The sequence below is a fragment of the Acidimicrobiales bacterium genome (genome assembly GCA_034521975.1).
Classification (GTDB): domain Bacteria; phylum Actinomycetota; class Acidimicrobiia; order Acidimicrobiales; family SKKL01; genus SKKL01.
Genome location: JAXHLR010000007.1, coordinates 1 through 22,468, shown reverse-complemented (window position 1 = coordinate 22,468; position 22,468 = coordinate 1). Strand labels below are relative to the sequence as shown.

Sequence of the window (22,468 nt, the reverse complement as noted above, 5' to 3'; positions counted from 1 at the left end):
GGCACAGGAGAGGACGAGATGACCACCACCCACGGAGGGCGACTGGCGGCGATGGCGCTCAAGGCAGCGGGGGTCGAGTGCGTGTTCACCCTCTCCGGCGGCCATGTCATGGCGATCTACGACGGCTGCCTCGACGAGGACATCCAGGTGGTCGACGTTCGCCACGAACAGGCCGCGGTTCACGCCGCCGACGCCTGGGCACGACTCAACCCCGGCCGGGTGGGGGTCGCCATCCTCACCGCGGGCCCCGGGGTCACCGACGGCGTCACCGGTGTCGCCAACGCGTTCCGGGCCAACTCGCCGATCGTGGTCATCGGCGGCCAGGGGCCGTTCAACAACCTGCGGCGCGGTTCGCTGCAGGAGATGGACCACGTGTCGGTGATGCGGCCGATCACCAAGTGGGCCGACGCCTGCTACCAGACCGATCGCATCGCCGAGTACCTCGAGGTGGCGATCCGCCACGCGATGTCGGGCGTGCCCGGCCCGGTGTTCCTCGAGATCCCCATGGACATCCTCGGAGGGCCCGTCGACCTCGATCGCACGGTCATGCCCCGCTTCCGTGACTACCGGGTGGCCTCGGCTGCTCCACCCGACCGGATCGAGGAGGCAGCCCGGCTGGTGGCCCTGTCCGAGCGCCCCATGGTGATGGCCGGTACTGCACTCAAGTGGTCCGAGGGCGGTCCTGCCCTGCGTCGCTTCGTCGAGGCGACCAAGATCCCCTGCTTCACCAACGGCATGGGCCGCGGCCAGCTGCCGATGAGCCATCCCCAGTTCTTCAACCGCAGTCGCAAGGACGCGCTGGCCGACTCCGACCTCGTGGTGCTGGCCGGTACCCCGCTCGACTTCCGCATGAAGTACGGGGCATCCATCCCCGCCGAGACGCAGCTCGTGCAGCTCGACCTCGACGAGACCCTCATCGGACAGAACCGTTCGACCGACGTGAGCCTCGTCGGCAACCTCGGAGTGAACCTCGATGCGTTGCGCGAGGCGCTGCTCGCCGGTGACGACCCGATCGACCACTCCTCTTGGTCGCTACGCCTGCGTGCCATCGAGGACGGGGCCGAGGCCGAGCTGAACGCCCAGCTGAGCAGCGACGAGCATCCCATCGACCCGTTGCGGCTGTGCGCGTCGATCGCCGAGGTGGTGCAGTCGGACCCCGACATGATCGTCATCGGCGACGGCGGCGACATCGTGGCCCAGGCATCGAAGGTCCTGCGTGTGCCCGACCGCGGGCACGTGGATGGATCCCGGGCCGCTCGGCACCTTGGGGGTCGGCATGCCCTTCGCCCTCGCCGCCCAGATCGCCAACCCCGACAAGCGGGTGCTGATCGTGTACGGCGACGGCGCCTTCGGCCTCAACGGGTTCGAGTTCGACACCGCTGTCCGGTTCGGTCTCCCGATCGTCGGGGTGGTCGGCAACGACGCCGCGTGGGGTCAGATGATGCGCCCGCAGGCCATGCTCTACGGCGCCGACCGGATGGTCGCCACCGAGCTCACCTACACCCGCTACGACAAGGTGGTCGAGGCCCTCGGTGGCCACGGTGAGCACGTCACCAAGCCCGGCGACATCGTCCCCGCCATCGAGCGGGCCCTGGCCTCGGGCAAGCCGGCGCTGGTCAACGTGGAGATCCGCAAGGACGTCGACGGCATGAAGGGCTCGACCTACGTCTGATCGGGCTCCCGACCTCCCGCCCCACGGCTGCGCCCAGCCCCGCCCCTGCCGCCGCGTTCCGCGAAGGGTTTCCAACCCATACGGTTGGAACGTCTTCACAGAAGAGAGCCGGGTCGGCAACCCTGTTCCACAGGCAGCACCGAAGCGACCCGCGACGGTCAGGGGAGCGGGTCGAGGGGACCGAAGTCGAGATCGATCCGGGGCTCGTCGGTGGGGGCGGCGACGACCTCGGCGCCGAGGTCGCGCGGTGGCTTTGGTTCGAGCACGTCGGCGACACCGAGCAACAGGGTGGCCAGGATGGCGGCGCCGACCGGGGCTCGGGGCTCGACGATCGGGTGTCCCTGGAGGTCGTAGCGCTGCACCCCCTCAAGGCTATCGACGGTGGTGTCAGAGCTCGCGGGCGTCGTAGCGGGCCATGGCGAAGCCAACCATGGGGCCCCTAGTCGGGGACGATCACCGCCCTGCCGTCGAGGGTGCCGGCGGACATGGCCTCGTAGGCGCTCATGGCGTCGGCGAGCGTGTACCGCTGCACGTGGGGCGTGATCCTGCCCTGGGCCCCAAGGGTGATGACCTCCATCAGCTCGGGGATGGTCCCCCAATAGGTCGTGGCCACCGACACCTCGTAGGCGATCGAGAAGAAGCCGATCGGCAGGGTGCCCCCGCCGATGCCGACGATCGTGAGATGACCGAGGGGACGGGTGATCGCGGCGGCGAGCGCGAGCGTCGGGTCGGCCCCGACGACATCGACGGTCACATCGACGCCCTTGCCCTTCGACAGCTCGGTGATGGTGGCCGCGGCCTGGTCGTCGGAGATCACCCCGTGGTCGGCTCCCGCCGCGGTCGCGCGGTCGAGTCCCGCCTGGTGCTGGTCGACACCGATGACCGTGGCGGGTGTCAGGGCCTTGAGGATCTGCACCCCCATGTGGCCGAGCCCGCCGCCGGCGCCGATGACCACCGCGGTCGACCCGGGCCCGAGGAGCGGGAGCGACCGCTTGATGGCGTGGTACGGGGTGAGACCGGCGTCGGTGAGCGGCGCGGCCTCGACCGGGTCGAGATCGCCCAGCGGGACGAGCCAGCGGTCGCTCGGGACCAGCATGCGTGGTGCCATGCCGCCGTCGTGGCCGAGGCCTCCGCCTGCAGCTCCCAACTCGGCCTGACGCTCGCAGTAGTTCTCCATGCCGAGCCGACAACGGATGCATCGCCCGCATCCCCACGGCCCGTAGACGGCCACCGGGTCGCCGATCGACAGCCCGGTGACCCCCGCACCGATCGCGTCGACCCAGCCGGCGTTCTCGTGGCCGAGGGTGAACGGCGGTCCCCACGGAACGACACCCTCCTCGAACTCGTGCATCAGGTGGAGGTCGGAGTGGCAGGCACCCGAACCGCCGACGCGGATCACCACCTGGCCGGGACCGGGGTCGGGGTCGTCGACCTCCTGGAGCTCGGGGTCGGTCTTCCATGCGGTCAGTCGTAGTGCCTGCATCGTGGGGCTCCTCCCGTCACGCGAGTCGTGGCGCTACCCCCAGCGTCGGTCAACCGGGACCTCGGGGCAAGGGGCGAAGGTCACCCGTCGGCGTCTGGTCTAGGAGCCGTGGGTGGCCACCTTCCATCGGCCCTTGCCGCTGGCCTTGGCCTGCAACAGCGCACCGTCGGCGCGGTCGAGCACCCGGCTGGGATCGATCGGGTGGTCGGTCGGGTCGAGCAGCGCCGCCCCCACGCTGATGCCGAGGCTGATCTCCTCGTCCTGGACCGTGATCGGTTCGGCGAAGGCACCGATGACACGGTCGGCGAGTTGGGACAACGCCTCGGTGGTGGTGCCAGGGCACAGCACCGCGAACTCGTCGCCACCGATGCGGGCGGCCAGGTCGTCGGCGCGGACCTGGCCGGCGATGCGTCGCGCCGCGATCTGCAGCACTCGGTCGCCCATGGAATGGCCCAGCTCGTCGTTGATCGGCTTGAAGTCGTCGAGGTCGCAGTAGAGGATGCCGAAGGGTCGATCGGGTGGGTGGTCGCGAAGCACCTCGAGCTCGGCGTAGAGCAGCGAACGGTTGGCGAGACCGGTGAGCTCGTCGGTGTTGGCCTGCTTCTCGAGCAGCCGTCGGGTGCGGTCGCCCTCGAGGGCCAGCTGGATGAGCCGGATGATGCGGGCGATGCCCTCGGTGAGGTGGGGTCCGGGACCGCCGGGTGCCCGTCGCCAGAACACCAGCACGTCGCGGTGAGGGGTTCGCTGGTCGAGGGCGAACGCCCAGCATCCCAGGAATCCGGCCTGAGCGGCGGCAGTACGGATCGGCTCGGCCAGGTCGTCGGCGTCGACGTGCACCTCGCTGTTGCCGTCGAGGACGACCCGCCAGGGAGTGGACGAGTCCTCGAGCGGCAGGATCTCCTGGTTGGGGAGAAGCCGTGGCGCTCGGGGGTCGGCGACGACGGTGGTGAACGACGAGCCGTCGAAGCCGAGGCCCGCCGCGCCCACCGAGTAGGGCATCTGCTCGGAGGCGAACTCGAGCATGCGGGACAACGTGGTCTCGACGTCGTCGCCCTGGACCAGCGAGGCGATGGCGGCGTCGAGCCGGTCGTTGGACTCGGTGCGGCGGATCCACAGCACCAGCCCGTCGAACTCGGGGTTTCCGGAGGGCACGGCCAGGGCACGACACGAGATGCTGTGCCCGGCGACGTGGCGCAGCTTGATGGTCAGTGCCGGCCCGACCCAGCCCGTGGTCGGCCGATCCGGTGAGGTGAACTCCTGGAACGCCTCGATGGCCCGATCGCGGCTCTCGGGATCCAAGACATCGGCCATGTTGGTGCCGACGAGCTGGTCCGCCGGGATGCCGATCAGGTCGTCGACGGCATCGCCGGCGAAGAGGATGGTGCCGTCGGCTGCCAACACGACATAGGGATGGAAGCTGGCCCGCACCATGTCGGCGAGGAACGCCTCGTCGACCAAGTCGGGGCGCGCGGACCCACCGGCGGGCGGGGTCTCGGATCGTGTCACCCGGTCAGGATCGCACGCCGATGGAGCGAACGCCCGTCGGGGCAAGGTCACCGGATGGGAGAGGTCACCGGAGGGGCAAGGTCACCGGAGGGTGGTGATGGTCTCCCGGCTGGCCAGGTACTCGGGTCGGGGCTCGACGGTGCCGAACGGCCGGCCGACTTCGTTCTCCACGCTGTTGTAGACGAAGAAGGCGTTGCTCCGCGGTGCCGGGGCGAGGTTGACCCCCGACGCGTGCAAGGTGTTGCACTCGAAGAAGATGACCGAGCCCCGCTTGGCCTTCGGGGCGACGATGCCGCCCTGGTTCACCATCCGGGAGAGGGTGTCGGCATCGGGCGTGCCGATCTCCTGGCGGCGCAGCGAGGTCTCGTAGTGCCGTTCGGGGGTCTCCCCGACACAGGACACGAACCAGCGGTGAGAGCCCGGGATGAGCATGAGCGGCCCGTTGAACTCGGTGTTGTCGGTGAGCGCCACCGAGGCGCTGACGGCCCGCATGCGGGGCATGCCGTCCTCGATGTGCCAGGTCTCGAAGTCGGAGTGCCAGAAGAACGGCTGTCCGGTGAGGCCCGGCTTGAGGTTGACCCGGCTCTGATGGATGTAGACGTCGCTGCCGAGGATCTGCTCGGCGATCTCCACCAGACGTGGGTCGTGGGCGAGCTCGGAGAAGAGCTGGTTCGTGCGGTGCACGGCGAACACCGAACGCATCGCGTCGGCGTTGGGTTCGGTGATCGTCTCAGGCCGACGGCGCACCTCGGGATCGCGGCTGAGCGCGTCCAGCTCGTCGAGGCAGGCGTCCATCTCGTCGGGGGAGAAGAGGGATTCCATCACCATGTAGCCGTCGCGCTCGAACTCGACGAGCGCCTCGTGGCTGGCGGGGCCGGGGGAGGCGGTCCCTGCCGGGTGGTGGATGATCGGTTCGCGTCGTTCGGTGACCGACGGCTCGTTGGCAACCCTGGATGGGTAGGCATCGACCACGGTGGTCACGCTGAGCACCTCCTCAGGATGTGATCAGTGGATACGTTCCGTTCTCGTCGTGGAGCTCCTGCCCGGTGAGGGCTGGGGTGAACACGCATATCATCCGCAGGTCCGAGTGTGCACGCAGGATGTGGCGCTCGTGGCCGTCGAGGGTGTAGAGGGTTCCGGGCCCGATCTCATAGACCTTCTCGTTGACCAGGTCCTCGAGCTCGCCGTCGCCCTCGATGCAGTACACCGCTTCGACGTGGTTCTGGTACCACATCTTGGTGACGGTGCCGGCATAGAGCACGGTGTCGTGGAACGAGAACTTCACGCCGTCGCCGGCCAGCAGCAGGCGGCGGCTCACGAACGTGGGGCCCTCGACGGCGCGGTCGGTGCCTTCGATGTCGGCGAGTGTGCGGACGATCACGAATCGGTTCCCTTCGTTCCGGCGCTCACGGCGCCGCTGGCATCGGTGTCGAGGCGCTCGGCCACGAAGCGGGCGGATTCGGCGATGATGCCGAGGCCCTCCCGGAGCGTATCCGGCTCGATCGTGAGCGGCGGGAGCAGCTTGAGCACCTCGTCGTCGGGGCCCGCGGTCTCGATGATGAGCCCCCGTTCGAAGGCGTGGCGGGCGATGCGCGAGGCCACGGCCGGGTCGTCGAAGGCGATGCCCTTGATCATCCCGCGGCCCTTGACCTCGCCGCCGAGCTCGGGGTGGGTCTCGGTGATCTCGACCAGCGTGTCGCCGACCTCTTGGCCCTTCACCCGGACGTCGTCGGCGAAGTTGCCGGTACGCCAGTGCTCGAGGGCGGCGGTGGCGGTCACCATCGCCGGGTTGTGGCCACGGAACGTGCCGTTGTGCTCGCCGGGGCTCCAGACGTCGAGATCGGGACGCATGAGCGTCACCGCCAGCGGCAGCCCGTAGCCGCTGAGCGACTTGGACAGACAGATGATGTCGGGGGTGATTCCGACGTCGTCGAAGCTGAAGAACTGCCCGGTGCGACCGCAGCCGACCTGGATGTCGTCGATGGCGAGCAGGATGCCGTGTCGCTCGCAGAGCGCGGCGAGGCGGCGCAACCAGTCGAACCCGGCGACGTTGATGCCGCCCTCGGCCTGCACGGTCTCGAGGATCACCATCGCGGGCACCTCGACCCCGCTGCCGCTGTCCTCGAGGAACGCCTCGAAGTACTCGATCGAGTCGACCGGGCCGTCGAGGAAGCCGTCGTAGGGCATGGCGACGGCGTTGCCGAGGGCCACGCCGGCGCCCTGGCGCTTCATGGAGTTGCCGGTGATGGCGAGCGAGCCGAGGGTCATGCCGTGGAAGGCGTTGGTGAAGCTGACCACGGTGTCGCGGCCGGTGGCCTTGCGCGCCAGCTTGAGCGCGGCCTCGACCGCGTTGGTGCCGGTGGGGCCGGGGAACATCACCTTGTGGTCGAACCCTCGGGGCTCGAGGATCGTGGCGTGGAAGGCCTCGAGGAACTTGCCGCGGGCGACGGTGTGGGCGTCGAGGCTGTGGGTGATGCCGTCGTTCTGGAGGTACTCGATGAGCGCCGACTTCATCGGCTCGGGGTTGTGCCCGTAGTTGAGCGTGCCGGCCCCGGCGAAGAAGTCGATGTACTGGCGGCCTTCGGTGTTCCAGATGTGGTCACCCTTGGCCCGTTCGAACACGGTCGGCCAGTTGCGGCAGTAGCTGCGGACCTCGGACTCGTGGGTGGTGAAGATGTCCAACATGGGGGTGGTCCCTCCGTTAGTGGTCGTTGCCGTCGGGTCCGCCGAACGGGCCGACGTAGATCTCGTGCTCGGGTTCGTGGTCGTCGCCGGGGAAGAGCTCGGCACCGAAGCAGGGTCGCTCGGTGCACCCGGTGCCGCGGTCGCCGGCGACCGCGTTGAACAGCTTTCGTGACGCCTCGTTGGACGGGGTGACGGTGGCGGTCATCGAGGTGACGCCGCGTGGCAGCGCCCGGTCGATGACCGCGTGCAGCATCTGCCGTCCGATGCCCCTGCCCCGGAAGTCGGGGTTCGTCGCCACCTGCCAGACGAACACGGTGTCGGTCTGGTCGGGTGGGATGTAGGCGAGGACGAACCCCGCCAAGCGACCGTCGGCTGCTTCGGCCACCACGCTCGTCGAAGCGAAGTGGTGTCCCGCGAGCAGATAGGCGTAGGGCGAGTTGAGGTCCAGTCCGCCGGGCTCGCTGGCCAGCAGCCACATCGAGTGGCCGTCGGAGGGAGCCGGGGACCGGATGGTGATCGACGCTGGTTCGTCGTCTGGGAGGTTCAAGGTCTCGGAGTTGTCGCGTACAGGTCGCGCCATACCAAGTCGAACATGTCGAACGATCGACCCGAGCACAGCTGGTCTGCTCGTGAACAGAGCCACAATTGACCATACGGGGTCTTGCCCGCGATCGGTGGATGACAACCATTCCATTTCAAAAAGAGCCGATACGCTGGGCGAACGCGACGCAAGTATGTGCACTGTGCATATACTTTCCCCATGCAGGGACGTGTCGAGAACCTCCTCGGCGCCCTCGCCCTGGCCCTCGACGACGAGGTGCAGAGCCGCACCGAGGCCGTCGCCGGTCACGGGCCGTCGGCGCCCGCCACACTGGTCGCGCTGCTGCGACGACCCGACCAGTCGATCGAGCGGTTGCGCCACAGCGCCGGGCTGTCGCACTCGGCGACGGTGCGACTCGTCGACCGCCTCGAGCGCGACAAGCTCGTGATCCGTCGATCCGCACAGGACGGCCGTGCGGTGAGCTTGGCGCTGTCGGCTCGGGGTCGCCGCATCACCCTGCGGCTGCTCCAGGAGCGGCGGGGGGTGTTGTCGCGAGCCCTGGCCGGGCTCTCCGAGCTCGATCGGCGCCAGCTCGAGTCACTGCTCGAAGCCATGTTGCGCACCCAGTCCCGCACCCGGCCCGACCCCACCCCCGTCTGTCGCCTGTGCGAGCTGTCGGTGTGCCCCTTGCGCCGGTGCCCGGTGCCCGGGGGACGTTGAGACGACGGTTCGGCGATTCGGGGACTCGTCAGGCCTCGCCGTAGAACTCCCGCTCGACGACCACGCGCGCCCGACGGGTGACCCGCAGGTACTCGTCGCGCAGGCGCGTCGGGCTCGTGTCGAGGGAACGAGCCAGGTGGCGCAGCGCATCGGGGTCGGGCGGCAGCGAGTCGCCGGGGCCGTTTCGGAGCAGGTGCCAGCGGTTGCGCACCCGCTCGCAGAACTCATAGGACTCGAGCAGGATCGCCGCGTCGTCGGGCGGGAGCACACCGTCGGCCTCGAGCGCTTCGATGCCGGTCTCGGTCCCGTGGGCGCGGACCCGGTGCTGGAGCTGGAGCAGCTGCACGCACAGCTCGATGTCGGCCAGGGCGCCCCGGCCCAGCTTGAGGTGAAAGCGCGGATCCTCGCCGGCCGGTATCCGCTCGCTCTCCATCCGTGCCTTCACCATCCGGATCTCGCGCAGCTCGTGCTCGCTCACCGGACTCCCCCACAGGTGCTGGTCGAGCAGCTCAGCCCAGGCGTCGGCCACCCCGGGGTCGCCGGCGACGGGTCGGGCCCTGACCATGGCGAGCCGCTCCCACGGCGCCGACCAGCGCTGCCAGTAGGCGTCGAAGCCGGACAGGCTGCGGGCCAGTGGCCCCTGACGCCCCTCGGGCCGAAGGTCGGGGTCGACCTCGTAGAGGCGCTCGGCAGGGGTGGAGCCGCCCACGAAGCGCATCAGCGCCGACGACACCCGTTTGGCCTCCCCCTCGTCGTCGGCACCCGACCCTCCGTGGACGAACAGCAGGTCGAGGTCGCTGTGGTAGGCAAGCTCGTGGCCACCGAGGCGTCCGGCAGCCACGATGGCGAAGGGCACGGCGGCTTCGACCGCCCCCAGGGCGGCCTCGAGCGTGGCCTCGGCGATCGTGGCCAATCGTTGTCCCGACTCGGCCACCGAGGCGTCGTCGAGGATCTCGGCCACGGCAACGGCCAGGACCTGACGGTCCTTCCAGCGTCGGAGCCCGCCTTGGCGATCGGTCGGCTCGGCCCTCCAGTCGATGGTGCGACGGGCCGATTCGGCCAGCTCCGAGCGCTCGGGGGGTGCCTCGCGGCCGATGCGGGGCAGCCGCGCCACCAGATCGGGGTCGTGGCTCACGGTGTCGCCGAGCCAGCTGCTCGTGCCCAACAGGATGCAGAGCCGCCGGGCCGTCTCGGGCGACTCCCGGAACATGGCGGTGATCCGCGAGCCCCTGGCCCGGTCGGTGACCAGGGTGCGGAGGCCGAGCAGTCCCTGGTCGGGATCGGGCGACGTGGAGAGCCAGTCGAGGATCAGCGGCAGCATCTGGGCCATCAGCCGCGACGTGCGGTTGAGGCCCGAGGTGAGCTCACGCACCGCGGCACGGGTGCGGTTGGCGTCGGTGAAGCCGAACGCGCCCAAGCGTGCCGCGGCGGTGACGGGGGTGAGCGCACCGGGGACCTCGGCGAAGGCTTCGAGCAGGGGCCGGAAGTAGAGGCGTTCGTGGATCGAGCGCACCGACGCCCGGTACCGCTTGCGGTCCTTGTCGAGCTGTTCGCCGGGGGTGGCCTCGGGTCCGCCCCCATAGCCGAGCACCCGGGCGATGCGGTCCAGTTCGCCCTGGTCGTCGGGCAGGGAGTGCACCTGGCGGCCGTCGGCCAACTGGACCGCGTGCTCGGCTCGCCGCAGGAAGCGGTAGGCCTCGTCCAGGCCGCGGGCGTCGTCGGCGTCGATGTAGCCGGCCCGACCCAGCTCGCCCAGGGCGGGAAGGGTCGCCTGGATCCGCAGGGCGGGGTCGGCCTGGCCGTGCACGAGCTGGAGCAGCTGCACCGAGAACTCGACGTCGCGAATGCCGCCCTGACCAAGCTTGAGGTCACGGTCGCCTCCGGCCCGGTTGTCGACGGCGGCCTCGGTGCGTGCCTTCATCGCCCGCACCGACCGCAGGTCGTCGGGGCCGAACGGTCGGTGCCAGACCGCGTTGGTTGCCGCCTCATCGAAGGCGCCACCGACGGTCGGATCCCCGCCGACCACCGACGCCTTCATCAGGGCCTGGAACTCCCAGGGCTCGGCCCAGCGGTCCCAGTAGGCGAGGTAGGACCCCACCGTGCGCACCAGCGCGCCGTCGCGCCCCTCCGGACGTAGGGCGGTGTCGACCCGGTAGCAGCGTGCTGTGGCCTCCACGACCCGTCGGGCGGCTCGGGCCAACCGAGTCCCGTCGCCCTCGCCCACGAACATGAGGTCGATGTCGCTCGCGTAGTTGAGCTCGTGGGCGCCGAGCTTGCCCATGCCGATCACCGCCAGTCCTTCGGCGTCGACCAGCTCGACGGCGGTGTCGAGCACCCATCCCGCCAGATCGGACAGGCAGGCGGTGGTCTCGACCAGATCGGCGATCCCGAGCAGGTCGCGGGCGGCCAGATGCAACATGGTGCGGCGTTGCTGCCGGAGCAGGGTCTCCGGGTCGGCGGGCAGGGGATCCCACCGATCGGGCGCCTGGTCGCTGGCGCCCAGCACCTCGAGCGCGCCCTCGTCGGCCACGAGCAGCTCGGTCAGCATCCGGCTGGCTCGCACCACCGTGACCAGGGCCGCGGCGAGCGACGGGTCGGCAGCGACCCGGTCGTGCGAGGCGGGTCGGCCGTCCAGGATCCGGTCGACCGCGCCGGTGGCCCAGCCCGGGAGCGGGCCCAGGTCGGTGACGGTGTCCGGGAGGTCCACGCCGACACGCTAGGCGTCGTTGCGGCGGGTCGCGGTGGCCCATCGAACCGTGCCATCGACGCTGCCTGGTGGCTCTCGACGCTCTGCGGTGGACCGGTAGGCTGCAGCGGTGACCCGCCTACGCATCGCGACCTGCCAGATCGACGCCGTCGTCGGCGATCTCGACGGCAACGTCGAGCGCATCCTCGCCGCGCTCGGCGAGGCCGAGGAGGCCGGCGCCGACCTCGCGGTGTTCCCCGAGCTGGCCATCACCGGGTACCCACCCGACGACCTGTTGCTGAAGCCCGGCTTCGTCGCCGACAACCTGGCCGCCCTGGAACGGGTGGCCGGGGCCACGGGCCGGTGCACGGCCGTTGTCGGCTTCGTCGACGCAGGGCGCGATCTGGCCAACGCGGCCGCAGTGTGCGCCGGTGGCCGGGTGGTCGGTGTCTACCGCAAGCGCCTGCTGCCCAACTACTCGGTCTTCGACGAGCAGCGGTACTTCGTCGCCCGGTCCGCACCGCCGGACCTGTACGAGATCGCCGGGGTGCGGGTGGGGGTGTCCATCTGCGAGGACGGGTGGGCACCGAACGGGGCCATCGGCGAGGCCGCGTCCGGGGGCGCCGACCTGGTGGTCAACATCAACGCCTCCCCCTTCCACGCGGGCAAGCAGGCCGAGCGCGAAGCCATGTTCGGCACCCGTGCCTCCGACGCGGCCTGTCCGGTGGTCTATGTGAACATGGTCGGCGGCCAGGACGAGCTGGTGTTCGACGGGGCGTCGTTCGTCGTGGGACCCGACAGCCACCTGGTGGCCAGGGCCCCGCAGTTCGTCGAGCACACCATGATCGTCGACCTCGAGGTGCAGCCGGTGTTCCGGAACCGGCTCCTCGACGCCCGCGACCGGCCCAGCGCAGCTCCGTTGCCTGTTGTCGCCATCAGCAGCGAGCGCGTGGGGTACGAGCCGCTCCCGTTGCCTCCGTTCGCGCCCCTGCTCGATCCCGTCGACGAGACCTACGAGGCCATCGTGGTCGGCACACGCGACTACGTCCGCAAGAACGGGTTCACCGACGTCGTCGTCGGATTGTCGGGCGGCATCGACTCCGCGCTCGTCGCCACGATTGCCGCCGACGCGCTCGGCCCCGAGCACGTGCACGGTCTGCTCATGCCGTCGCGCTACTCGAGCGACCACTCGCTCATCGACGCCAAGGCCCTCAGCGAGAACGTCGCATCGGGCAGCTCACGCTTCCCATCTTGGGCCAGCGATGGCTCCTATCTCAGCCAGGAACCTCTCGCTGGAACCGATGGACAGCTGCTTCGGGACGCTGTTCTTCTTCGCGTCCTTCTTCGCAGCCTTCGTGTAGACGAGCTTCCACGTCACCCGTCGAGTTCGTCGTCGAGCTCGTCGGCGGGCGTCGCCATGCCCTCGAGGATGGAGTCGCGCATACCGGGAATCGAGACGAGGTAGAGGGTCTCCTGCACCGCACGCCAGTCGTCCTCGCTCAGAAGGACGGCGTTTCCGCGCTTGCTCGTGATTTGCACCGGCTCATGGTCGTGCTGAAGGTCGGCGATGAGCTCGTAGAGCTTCTTCCTGGCCTCCGTGGTCGTCAGCGTGGGCATGGCGATCGCTCCAATCCCGTACGGGATAGTGTACGGCATCCGTCCGCAGGTCGGTAGCAGAATCGTGTCGGGCAGGAGGGTGTCGATGCCGTCCCGCAGCACGTCGCGAAGCGACGCGAGCACGGTGTGGCTCGGCGATACCGGCATGGTGCACTGGACCCGCGGCTCCGCGTGGGCACGGTGACCGGCTCGGGCGGCCGGGGCACGTGCGGCACGCCCGGAGGTACCCTGAAGCCCCATGGCCACGATGGACCGGTCCACGCTCGAACAGCTCGCCCGCCAGCACCCGGCGTGGACGTTGCTGCGGGCGCGCCACGCACCGTTCGTGGCGAGCTTCCTGTACGAGGTCTACGTCCGGCCGAACGTGCGGGCCGTGCCGCAGACCGATCTGGTGGAGGCGCTCGAGGACCGGTTCTACGAGCTGGACGAGGAGGAGGACGCGAAGGCTCTCCCTCGTCCCGCGCTCGACTACCTGAACGAATGGGCCGCCAGCGAGCGCGGCTGGCTCCGCAAGTTCTACCCGCCCGGCACCGACGAGCCGCACTTCGATCTCACGCCGGCGACCGAGAAGGCCGTCCACTGGCTGGCCGCGCTGGGCGAGCGCGCGTTCGTGGGCACCGAGTCTCGGCTGCTGGCGCTGTTCGACCTGCTGCAGCAGCTGAGCGTCGGCAGCCAGGAGGATCCGGACGCCAGGCTCCGGGAGCTGCGGCGCCAGCGCGACGCGATCGACGAGCAGATCGAGCGCATCGCCGCCGGCGAGGTGTCCGTGCTGGACGACACCGCGGTGCGCGAGCGGTTCCAGCAGTTCCAGACCTCGGCGCGCGAGCTGCTGGCCGACTTTCGCGAGGTCGAGCACAACTTCCGACTGCTGGACCGGCGGGTTCGCGAAGAGATCACCCTCTGGGACGGCAGCAAGGGCGACCTGCTGGACCGGATCATGAGCGATCACGACCTGATCGCCGATTCGGACCAGGGCAAGAGCTTCCGCGCCTTCTGGGACTTCCTGATGTCGCCCGAGCGTCAGGACCTGTTCGCGCAGCACCTGGACACCGTGCTGGAGCTCCCCGCGGTGGCAGCCATGCGGCCCGACGCTCGGCTGCGCCGCGTGCATCACGACTGGATCGCATCGGGCGAGCACACGCAGCGGACGGTGGCCCGGCTGTCGCAGCAGCTGCGGCGCTTCCTGGACGACAAGGCGTGGGCCGAGAACCGGCGGATCCTGGAGATCCTGAGCTCGGTGGAGGCCCGCGCCATCGCGGCACGAGATGCACCACCCTCAGGCACCGTGATGGAGATCGAGTCACCCTCCGTGTCGATCGAGCTGCCGATGGAGCGCAAGCTGTTCGCCCCGCCGCTGCGGCCGGTCATCGCGGACGTCCCGCTGCGGACGGGCGACGGCGACGTCGACGCGTCGGACCTGTTCGGCCGCATGGCCGTCGATCGCCTGGAGCTGGCGGAGCGGTTGCGTCGGGCGCTGCAGGCACGGCCGCAGGTCACGTTGCGCGAGCTGGTCGAGGAGCACCCCTTGCGCCACGGCCTGGCGGAGCTGATCGTGTACCTGCAGATCGGCAGCGAGCGCGACGACACCGTCGTCGAGGAGGACCGGGTGGAGGAGATCGCATGGGTTTCGGCGGAGGGGGACACGCGGCGCGCGCGACTGCCACGGATGATCTTCCTGAGGGAGTCGGCGTGAGCGACGAGTTCACCGGCGGCGGGCGCGCGTACGACGGCCAGGCCGACGACGCCCGCGCCTACGAGGATCACGCCGACGCGCGGCCCGCGCTGTCGCAGGTGGTGCTGCCGCTGCTGAAGGGCGTCCTCTACCGCGAAGACGACCTGACGACCTGGGGCGCGCTGATCGAGCTGCAGGCCCAGGTGCGGGACTACGTGGCGGTGCTGCAGCTGGACCTCGTCATCGACGAGGCCGAGGGGTACGCCTTCCTGCGTTCGCGTCGCGACGACGAGGTCGGCGCGGGCGTTCCGCGCCTGGTGGCGCGCAGGCCGCTGTCGTTCCCGGTCAGCCTCCTGCTCGCCCTGCTGCGCAAGCGGTTCGTGGAGTTCGACGCCTCGGGCGCCGACGCCCGGCTGATCGTCACGCGCGACGAGGCGGCCGAGATGATGCGCGTCTTCCTCCCGACCGGTAGCAACGAGGCGCGGATGGTGGACCGGGCCGAGACGCACCTGAACAAGATCGTCGAGCTGGGCTTCGCCCGGAAGCTGCAGGTCCAAGAGTGCCGGGGCCGAGCGGGCGTACGAGATCCGGCGCATCCTCAAGTCGTTCGTCGACGCGGAGTGGCTGGGCGAGCTCGACGCCCGCCTGGCCGAGTACCGCCAGCACCTGACCGGCGCCGGCGACGACGAGCATGAGGCCGACGCGGAAGCGGACGCGGACGCAGGCGCCGACGCCGACACGGACGCTGCCGACGACGCCGACGCTGCCGACGACGAGCGGCCGGACGACGCCTGGCGCCAGAGCGAGGCGCGGCCATGAACGAGAACGGCCTGTTCGGGAACCGCCTGTTCGGCGACGCGGCGCCGCCGCACCGCACGCCACCTGGGTCCCCCGCCCCCGACGCCCAGCAGGAAGGCCTCGAGTTCGCCAGCGACGACACCCGCGCCGGCTTCCGGCTGGAGCGTCTGGAGCTGCTGAACTGGGGCACCTTCGACGGTCGCGTCTGGGCGCTGGTGCCGGACGGGCGGAACGCCCTGCTGACGGGCGACATCGGCTCCGGCAAGTCGACGATCATCGACGCGGTGACGACGCTGCTGGTGCCGCCGCAGAAGGTCGCGTACAACCGGGCGGCCGGCGCCGAAGGGGAGAGCGGAGCCTGCGCTCCTACGTGCTGGGTCACTACAAGACCGAACGCAGCGACGCCGGCGGCCCGGCCAAGCCGGTGGCGCTGCGCGACCGCAACGGCTACTCGGTCATCCTGGCCACCTTCCGCAACGACGGCAACGGTCAGGTGGTGACGCTCGCCCAGGTGTTCTGGATCAAGGACCACGTCGGCCCGCCGGGCCGCTTCTACGCCGCGGCCGAGCGGAGGCTCGGGATCGCCAGCGACTTCGCCGGCTTCGGCAGCGAGCTCGCCGACCTCAGGAAGCGCCTGCGCGGGGACGGCGTGGAGCTGTTCGACAGCTTCTCGGCGTACGGCGCGCACTTCCGGCGACGCTTCGGGATCCAGGACGAGCAGGCGCTGGAGCTGTTCCACCAGACGGTGTCGATGAAGTCGGTCGGCAACCTCACCGATTTCGTGCGCCGGCACATGCTGGAGCCGTTCGACGCGCGGCCGCGGATCGAGGCGCTGCTGGCGCACTTCGACGACCTGAACCGCGCGCACGAGGCGATCCTCGACGCCAAGCGTCAGCTGGAGAGGCTGACCCCGCTGATCGCCGACGTGGGCGCACGCGACCGCGAGGCACAGCAGAACGACGAAGCGCGGGCGGCGCGGGGCGCCCTCGGAACCTACTTCGCAGGCGTGAAGGACGAGCTTCTCGGCCAGCGCCTGCAGAAGCTCGAACAAGAGGCGGCGCGCATCGCCGCCCGCCTGGGCGAGGCCGAGGAGAAGCGGCGTGCCCTGCGCCTTCGCGAGCAGGAGCTGGACCGCAGCATCGCCGCGAACGGCGGGGACCGCATCGCCGAGCTCGAAGGCCTGGTCGCCGCGGCGATCGCGGAGAGCGAGCGCAAGCGCACGCGCTGGCGCACCTACACCGAGCTGGTCGGCCGGATCGGCCTGGAGCCGGCAGGTGACCTGGAGAGCTTCCTGGCGCAGGGCGAGGAGATCGAGCGCACGCGCCAGAGCGCGGAGGCCCGCGCGGCCGAGCTGCAGAACGCACGGACCGAGCTGGGCGTGCAGCGTCGCCTGGAGGGCGAGGAGCAGGGCAGGCTCACCTCCGAGATCGAGGGCTTGCGGGCGCGCCGCAGCAGCATCCCCGAGCGTCAGGTCGAGCTGCGGCGCGAGCTGGCCGCGGCCGTCGGCGTGCGGGAGGACGAGATGCCGTTCGCCGGCGAGCTGATCCAGGTGCAGGGCGACGCCCGCGACTGGGAAGGCGCGGCGGAGCGGCTGTTGCACGGCTTCGCGCTGTCCCTGCTGGTGCCGGAGGAGGCGTACGACGCGGTGGCGGCGTGGGTGGACCGCTCGCACCTGCGGGGCCGGCTGGTGTACTACCGCGTCCGCACCACCGCGGCCGTGCCGCCCAGCGAGCTGCACCCCCGCTCGATCGTGCACGCGCTCGCCCTGAAGCACGATTCGCCGTTCGCGCCGTGGCTGGAGCACGAGCTGGCGCGCCGCTTCGACCTGGCGCGCTGCGACGACCTCGCCCAGTTCCGGCGCGAGGCGCGCGCCATCACCCGCAGCGGCCAGATCAAGGGCCACGGCGGGCGGCACGAGAAGGACGACCGCCACCGCATCGACGACCGCCGCCGCTTCGTGCTGGGCTGGACCAACGAACGCAAGATCGCGGCGCTCGAGGCGGCGGCGAAGGAGGGCGCGGAACGACTGGCGGATCTCGACCGGCGCCTCGCCGCCGCTCAGGACGAGGAGCGCCAGCTGGGCGGACGCCGCGAGGCGCTGGCCCGGCTGGCGGACTACCGCGACCATCGCGAGCTGGACTGGCGTCCGCACGCGCACGAGGCGGAACGCCTCAAGGACGAGAAGCGCCGCCTGGAGGAAGCCTCGGACGCGCTGCGGGAGCTGACGACGGCGCTGCGGGAGACGGAGGCGGAGGGCCGCGACGTCGACGAGCGGCTCCAGACGCTCCGCGACGAGCGGTCCCGCACCGACGAGCGGAAGCGCGTCGCGACCGACCTGCGCACGCAGGCGCGCGAGGTCCTCGACGCCCCCGACGCCAGCGATCACGCGCCGCACCTCGAACGGGTCGACGGCTACCGCCAGGAGGTGCTGGGCGACCGTGCGCTGACGGTCGAGTCGTGCGACGCCGTCGAGCGCGATCTTCGCGATCGGCTGCAGGCCCGGATCGACGCGGCGGACAAGCGGCTGGAGGTCCTCGGCCAGCGGATCGTCCGCGCCATGAGCGACTTCCGCGCCGCCTTCCCCGGCGCCAGCAAGGAGATGGACGCCTCCCTCGCCGCGGCGCCCGCCTACCGGGAGCTGCTGGACCGGTTGCGATCGGACGACCTGCCCCGTTTCGAGGACCGCTTCAAGCGGCTGCTGAACGAGAACACGATCCACGAGATCGCCAACTTCCAGGCGCAGCTGAACCGCGAGCGCGACACGATCAAGGAGCGGATCGACCGGATCAACGTCTCGCTGCGCGCGATCGACTACAACCCGGGCCGCTTCATCGAGCTCAAGGCGCAGCCGTCGGTGGACGCCGAGATCCGCGACTTCCGCAGCGAGCTGCGCGCCTGCACCGAGGGAACGTCGCTGGGCGTCGAGGACGAGCCGTACTCGGAACGCAAGTTCCTGCAGATCAAGCGCATCATCGAGCGCTTCCGGGGCCGCGACGGCCTGACCGAGCCGGACCGGCGCTGGACCGCCAAGGTCACCGACGTGCGCACCTGGTTCGTGTTCGCCGCCAGCGAACGCTGGCGCGAGACGGACGAGGAGCACGAGCACTACTCCGATTCGGCCGGCAAGTCGGGCGGACAGAAGGAGAAGCTGGCGTACACCGTGCTGGCCGCCAGCTTGGCCTACCGCTTCGGTCTGGAGACGGGCAAGGTGCGCTCGCGCTCGTTCCGGTTCGTCACCATCGACGAGGCGTTCGGGCGTGGCTCGGACGAATCCGCGCGTTACGGCCTGCAGCTGTTCGGGAGCCTGGGCCTGCAGCTGCTGGTCGCGACGCCGCTGCAGAAGATTCACGTGATCGAGCCGTTCGTCTCCAGCGTCGGCTTCGTGCATAGCCGCGACGGGCGCGAGTCGCAGCTGCGGAACCTGACGATCGAGGAGTACCGCAGCGAGCGGGCGCGCCACCGCGAGGCGGACGCGGCGTTCGTCGACGCGCCGTCCACCCGCGAGCCGTCCACCCGCGAGCCGTCCACCCGCGAGCCGTGAGCCGATCGCCGTGGACGACGGCGCCGTGAGTCGCGCCTCCTGGACCACGCCCGCGGACCTGCGGAGCCAGGTCGCCCGCTGGTGGCAGCGTGGGCTGATCCTGGGCTGCGCGTTGGACGACGAGCTGGACGACGAGCTGGACGACGAGCCGGCGTTCCCGCGGCGCCTGACGCTGAAGGGACCGTCGTCGGCCCAGCTGGGCAGCCGCTACGACGAGGCGCGCGCGTGGATCGCCAAGCTCTCCGCCGGCGCGCGGCACTACCGCGTCGTGTTCGAGGAGGTGCGCCACCGCCAGCTGGGCGCCAACCAGGTCCCCGCGCAGGTCTGGATCGACACGCGTGCGGACGCGGCCGCGTTCATCGGCAAGACCGCCGAGCTGGCCGCGTTCGACCGCGTGGTGGCCGAGACGCGGCAGCGCGAGCCGCGTCTGCTCGCGTGGCTCCGGCGCCGGCCTCTGGCAGCGGTGGAGCTGGCGCCCGACTGGCCCCGACTTCTGGACGTGGCGGCGTGGCTCGAAGCGCACCCGCGCCCCGGTCTGTACCTCCGCCAGGTGGACGTGCCGGGCGTCGACAGCAAGTTCCTCGAGCGGCATCGGAACGTCCTGGCCGAGCTGTTCGACCTGGTCCTCCCGCACGAGGCCATCCGGCACGACGCGACGGGGCGGTCGGGCTTCGAGCTCCGCTACGGGTTTCGGTCGAAGCCGATCCGGATCCGGTTCCGGGTGCTGGATCCGGCCCTGTCGGTCCTCGACGTGAACGCGACGGGCGATGACGCCGCGGGCACGAGCGCCTTGGGCACGAACGCCCTCGGTTCGAACGCCGCGGGTGCGGGCGCATCGGGCACGAGCGCATTGCGCACGCGCTTCGACGAAGACGTCACGGTGCCCGTCGCGACGTTCGCGACGCTGGCGCTGGACCCCTCCGAGGTGTTCATCGTCGAGAACGAGATCGACTTCCTCGCGTTTCCCGCGAGGGCGCGGACGATCGTGATCTTCGGCGCCGGCTACGGCTTCGACGCGCTGGCAGGCGTCGCCTGGCTGCGGCACGCGACCGTTCGCTACTGGGGCGACATCGACACGCACGGGTTCGCGATCCTGGACCAGCTTCTCGGCGTCGTGCCACACGCGGAGTCGTTCCTGATGGACCGCGAGACGCTGCTCGCGCACCGTGACGCGTGGGGACGGGAGCCGCAACCGACCCGGCGGGAGCTGGACCGCCTCGATCCCGACGAGCGGAGCGTGTACGACGACCTGAGGGGCGACGTGCTGGGAGAGCAGGTGCGGCTGGAGCAGGAGCGGATCAGGTTCTCGTGGTTGCAGCGCGCGCTGGGCGGGAGGCGTCGTAGATCGAAGGCGGCTGCTGCGCGTGCCCGTCGCGCCGCGTTGGAGGCACGGATCGTGCCGCCCTGGACGCCATCGCTCGCGACGGGCCCCGATGCGTCCTTCGCGTGGCCTGAGCATAGGGGTGCGCATCCGTAGGCCTGTCGACAGGTGCTGTCACGGGTCCTGTCCAGAGAGCCTGTCAGGGAGGATCCATGGCCACACCGACGAAGTTCTCCGAGGACGTCGTTCCGCTCAGCGATCTGAAAGTCAACCCTGGCAAGGTCGTCCGCCAGGTGGATGCTACGCGCCGTCCGGTGCCGTTGACCAACCGCGGCCGCGGCGTCGCCGTGATGCAGGCACTGGCCGACTACGAGGTCGCGTCCGAGGAGCGCGCGTTCTTGCGTGATGTCGTGACCGGTCTGATGGATCTCGATGCCGGCCGTGAGCTCGACTTGGACGAGACGAAACGCCGCCTTGGGCTGACCTGAATGCCGCACCGGCGCCGCGTGACCTTCGCCAGTTCAGCGGTCGCCGATACGGAGAGCGTGCGGCGCTGGTACCGGGATCGTCGTGCGCAGCCGGTCGGCGATCGACCTCGCGAGATCGTCGCGGCCATGAAGGCTCGAGCCCAGCGTCGTGGTCTCGGTCCGGCGGGAATCGTTGCGGCAAGGTCGGCTCGGCGCACCTCCGCCCTACCGTTGACGCAGTGGGTGCGAGCGGCTACGTCTGCGAAGCTGCGATGTACGCTTGTCCCATGAAGCTCGAGGACGTTCTGGCCGTGCCCGGGGCGTTGGAGCGAGGCGGTGTCCGCTACGCCCTGTTCGGATTCCATCCGAACGAGGAGGGTTGACGTGCCTGTGCGTCGCTACCGCGATGCAGCGGCGATGCCGAGCCCGCCGGTTCGATCGCGCTCGCGCGAGGTCGGTACGACTCGATCGCGCCCCCGTCACACGAGCGCCCGTCCCACCGCGGAGGCAGGCATGATCGATCGGAGCTATACGCTCGTGACGGGCCCGGCGGGGTCCGGCAAGACCTCGTTGATCGAGGCGCTCGTGGCCTCGAACCGCTCGCGCTGGCTGGCGGCGATCCGTGTCGTGGAGGACGACGATCTCGCCGAGCCGCTGGTGGACGATGCCGGGAACGACGAGACGCGCCGCTGGGAGGCGGCAGGGGACGTCGACGCGACGCTGCTGCGCGTGCCCGAAGGCTGGCCGGGCGACGTCACCTCCGTGGCCCGGGCGATCGGAGCGCCGCTCCTCCCGGCCGACGCGATCGTGATCGAAGGGAACGCCGCGTTCCACTCTCGCGAGGTGCACGCCGCGGTGTTCGTGGCGCCGGCGGGCGGGTCGCTTCTGGTCGAGGAGAGACGCGAGGTCGCTCGGATCGATGGGCAGACGGCGTTGAGCCTGGCGTTGGGCCTGAACCCGGCCGACGAAGACGAGGACGAGGAGCTGCCCTACGGCCTGAACGTGGGCGACGTGATCGACGAGGACGACGAGACGGTCGTGGAGGTCGAGAGGATCGAGCTGTCGGACGAGGTGTCGCGCGCGATCCGGAAGCTGCTGGACGAGGGCGCACCCTCCTACCAGCACAAGCGCTGGCTCCGTCGCGATCTCGAGGACCTCTGGAAGGCACATCTGGTCGTGATCGGCGCCGAGAGTCCGGCCGCCCGCGAGGAGGCGAGCCGTTTGCGGGACGAGGTCCTGGCCGTTCGCCGGGACGGGGACCTTCGGCGCGAGGTGACGGGGCACCGCTACGATTGGCCGCGCTCGTGCTTCGTCGCGGACGTGCGCGACCGGAAGGACGAGGGCACGCGGAAGGTCGTGCAAGCCGTGAAGCGGCGGTGGAGGTAGGGGCGTCTTACGCAGCATGCGACGGTTGCGATGCCGGCCGGCGTGTGGATCGCCCTCCGAGAAGGCTCGGCGTCCGAAGCCCGCCATAGATGGATAAGGTCGAGTAAACGTCCTACGTATTCGACTTCTCTGCGCCCATCGCTTGGTGATATTCGACGGCCACGTGCTCAGGACGACGTGCGAGCGGCCAGCAGCCGTGCAACCGAGCCCCTCGATCGGAGTTTCTTCCGGGTCCACTCCGCAGCGGCCTGATCGAGAAGGGATGATCCGACGTTCCGCTCATGGCGACACGGCGTTCGCGGTCCCGCTCTCCGACGAGTTCATGCGGCGTTGCATGCCAGATTGGGATCCACCTCGACGACGATCCTGAGCA

The 22,468-nt window shown here is 70.3% G+C and carries 19 protein-coding genes and 1 pseudogene; 11 read left to right on the top strand and 9 right to left on the bottom strand.

Annotated elements, in window-relative coordinates:
* The first annotated feature begins 18 nt into the window (after positions 1-18).
* Together U5K29_13050 and U5K29_13045 are read left to right on the top strand one after the other, a co-directional pair.
* A pseudogene (locus tag U5K29_13050) lies at positions 19-969 on the top strand (thiamine pyrophosphate-binding protein).
* A 271-nt stretch (positions 970-1,240) separates the two neighbouring features.
* On the top strand, positions 1,241-1,672 hold the full coding sequence (locus tag U5K29_13045; GenBank protein ID MDZ7679463.1) for a thiamine pyrophosphate-dependent enzyme: 432 nt from the start codon (positions 1,241-1,243) through the stop codon (positions 1,670-1,672).
* Positions 1,673-1,830: 158 nt separating this feature from the next.
* Here the strand turns inward: U5K29_13045 and U5K29_13040 are convergent, their stop codons facing one another.
* From U5K29_13040 to ectA, 7 genes are all read right to left on the bottom strand, one after another.
* On the bottom strand, positions 1,831-2,034 hold the full coding sequence (locus tag U5K29_13040) for a hypothetical protein (protein MDZ7679462.1): 204 nt from the start codon (positions 2,032-2,034) through the stop codon (positions 1,831-1,833).
* Between the two features lie 77 nt (positions 2,035-2,111).
* Complete coding sequence (locus tag U5K29_13035; GenBank protein ID MDZ7679461.1) at positions 2,112-3,155, bottom strand: NAD(P)-dependent alcohol dehydrogenase; 1,044 nt, start codon at positions 3,153-3,155, stop codon at positions 2,112-2,114.
* Positions 3,156-3,254: 99 nt separating this feature from the next.
* Complete coding sequence (locus tag U5K29_13030) at positions 3,255-4,661, bottom strand: sensor domain-containing diguanylate cyclase (GenBank protein MDZ7679460.1); 1,407 nt, start codon at positions 4,659-4,661, stop codon at positions 3,255-3,257.
* A gap of 81 nt (positions 4,662-4,742) precedes the next feature.
* On the bottom strand, positions 4,743-5,642 hold the full coding sequence (gene thpD, locus U5K29_13025; protein MDZ7679459.1) for an ectoine hydroxylase: 900 nt from the start codon (positions 5,640-5,642) through the stop codon (positions 4,743-4,745).
* Positions 5,643-5,655: 13 nt separating this feature from the next.
* Positions 5,656-6,042 (bottom strand): ectoine synthase, encoded by a 387-nt coding sequence (locus U5K29_13020; protein MDZ7679458.1) that lies wholly within the window; start codon positions 6,040-6,042, stop codon positions 5,656-5,658.
* The gene (ectB, locus tag U5K29_13015; GenBank protein ID MDZ7679457.1) at positions 6,039-7,346 is read right to left on the bottom strand and encodes a diaminobutyrate--2-oxoglutarate transaminase; all 1,308 of its coding nucleotides are present in this window, start codon (positions 7,344-7,346) and stop codon (positions 6,039-6,041) included. Before ectB ends, U5K29_13020 begins: the two co-directional genes overlap by 4 nt.
* A gap of 16 nt (positions 7,347-7,362) precedes the next feature.
* The gene (gene ectA / locus U5K29_13010) at positions 7,363-7,926 is read right to left on the bottom strand and encodes a diaminobutyrate acetyltransferase (protein MDZ7679456.1); all 564 of its coding nucleotides are present in this window, start codon (positions 7,924-7,926) and stop codon (positions 7,363-7,365) included.
* A gap of 180 nt (positions 7,927-8,106) precedes the next feature.
* On the opposite strand from ectA, the gene U5K29_13005 reads away from it, so the two are divergent.
* Entirely contained in the window at positions 8,107-8,607 is a 501-nt protein-coding gene (locus tag U5K29_13005) for a MarR family winged helix-turn-helix transcriptional regulator (protein MDZ7679455.1), read from the top strand.
* A gap of 28 nt (positions 8,608-8,635) precedes the next feature.
* Here the strand turns inward: U5K29_13005 and U5K29_13000 are convergent, their stop codons facing one another.
* Positions 8,636-11,314: a bifunctional [glutamine synthetase] adenylyltransferase/[glutamine synthetase]-adenylyl-L-tyrosine phosphorylase gene (locus U5K29_13000; GenBank protein MDZ7679454.1), complete on the bottom strand. Its 2,679-nt coding sequence runs from the start codon at positions 11,312-11,314 to the stop codon at positions 8,636-8,638.
* Positions 11,315-11,423: 109 nt separating this feature from the next.
* On the opposite strand from U5K29_13000, the gene U5K29_12995 reads away from it, so the two are divergent.
* Positions 11,424-12,758: a nitrilase-related carbon-nitrogen hydrolase gene (locus tag U5K29_12995; GenBank protein MDZ7679453.1), complete on the top strand. Its 1,335-nt coding sequence runs from the start codon at positions 11,424-11,426 to the stop codon at positions 12,756-12,758.
* Here U5K29_12995 and U5K29_12990 read toward each other — a convergent pair.
* A complete protein-coding gene (locus U5K29_12990; GenBank protein MDZ7679452.1) occupies positions 12,668-13,057 on the bottom strand; it encodes a type II toxin-antitoxin system Phd/YefM family antitoxin in 390 nt (129 codons plus the stop codon). The two genes, U5K29_12995 and U5K29_12990, sit on opposite strands and share 91 nt — an antisense overlap.
* 91 nt (positions 13,058-13,148) lie before the next feature.
* Between U5K29_12990 and U5K29_12985 the strand changes: the two genes are divergently transcribed.
* The 7 genes from U5K29_12985 to U5K29_12955 all read left to right on the top strand — a co-directional run bounded on the left by U5K29_12985 (position 13,149) and on the right by U5K29_12955 (position 22,095).
* The gene (locus U5K29_12985; protein MDZ7679451.1) at positions 13,149-14,603 is read left to right on the top strand and encodes a DUF3375 domain-containing protein; all 1,455 of its coding nucleotides are present in this window, start codon (positions 13,149-13,151) and stop codon (positions 14,601-14,603) included.
* Positions 14,600-15,277 carry a DUF4194 domain-containing protein gene (locus U5K29_12980; protein MDZ7679450.1) on the top strand — a complete coding sequence of 226 codons (678 nt, stop codon included), beginning with the start codon at positions 14,600-14,602 and terminating at the stop codon, positions 15,275-15,277. Before U5K29_12985 ends, U5K29_12980 begins: the two co-directional genes overlap by 4 nt.
* Before the next feature lie 120 nt (positions 15,278-15,397).
* The gene (locus tag U5K29_12975; protein MDZ7679449.1) at positions 15,398-15,880 is read left to right on the top strand and encodes an ATP-binding protein; all 483 of its coding nucleotides are present in this window, start codon (positions 15,398-15,400) and stop codon (positions 15,878-15,880) included.
* Between the two features lie 251 nt (positions 15,881-16,131).
* Positions 16,132-18,921, top strand: a complete 2,790-nt coding sequence (locus U5K29_12970; GenBank protein ID MDZ7679448.1) for an SbcC/MukB-like Walker B domain-containing protein — start codon at positions 16,132-16,134, stop codon at positions 18,919-18,921.
* A 10-nt stretch (positions 18,922-18,931) separates the two neighbouring features.
* Positions 18,932-20,398 carry a DUF3322 domain-containing protein gene (locus U5K29_12965; GenBank protein MDZ7679447.1) on the top strand — a complete coding sequence of 489 codons (1,467 nt, stop codon included), beginning with the start codon at positions 18,932-18,934 and terminating at the stop codon, positions 20,396-20,398.
* Between the two features lie 56 nt (positions 20,399-20,454).
* A complete protein-coding gene (locus tag U5K29_12960) occupies positions 20,455-20,730 on the top strand; it encodes a type II toxin-antitoxin system Phd/YefM family antitoxin (GenBank protein ID MDZ7679446.1) in 276 nt (91 codons plus the stop codon).
* Between the two features lie 492 nt (positions 20,731-21,222).
* The gene (locus U5K29_12955; GenBank protein ID MDZ7679445.1) at positions 21,223-22,095 is read left to right on the top strand and encodes a hypothetical protein; all 873 of its coding nucleotides are present in this window, start codon (positions 21,223-21,225) and stop codon (positions 22,093-22,095) included.
* The last annotated feature ends 373 nt before the right edge of the window (positions 22,096-22,468 follow it).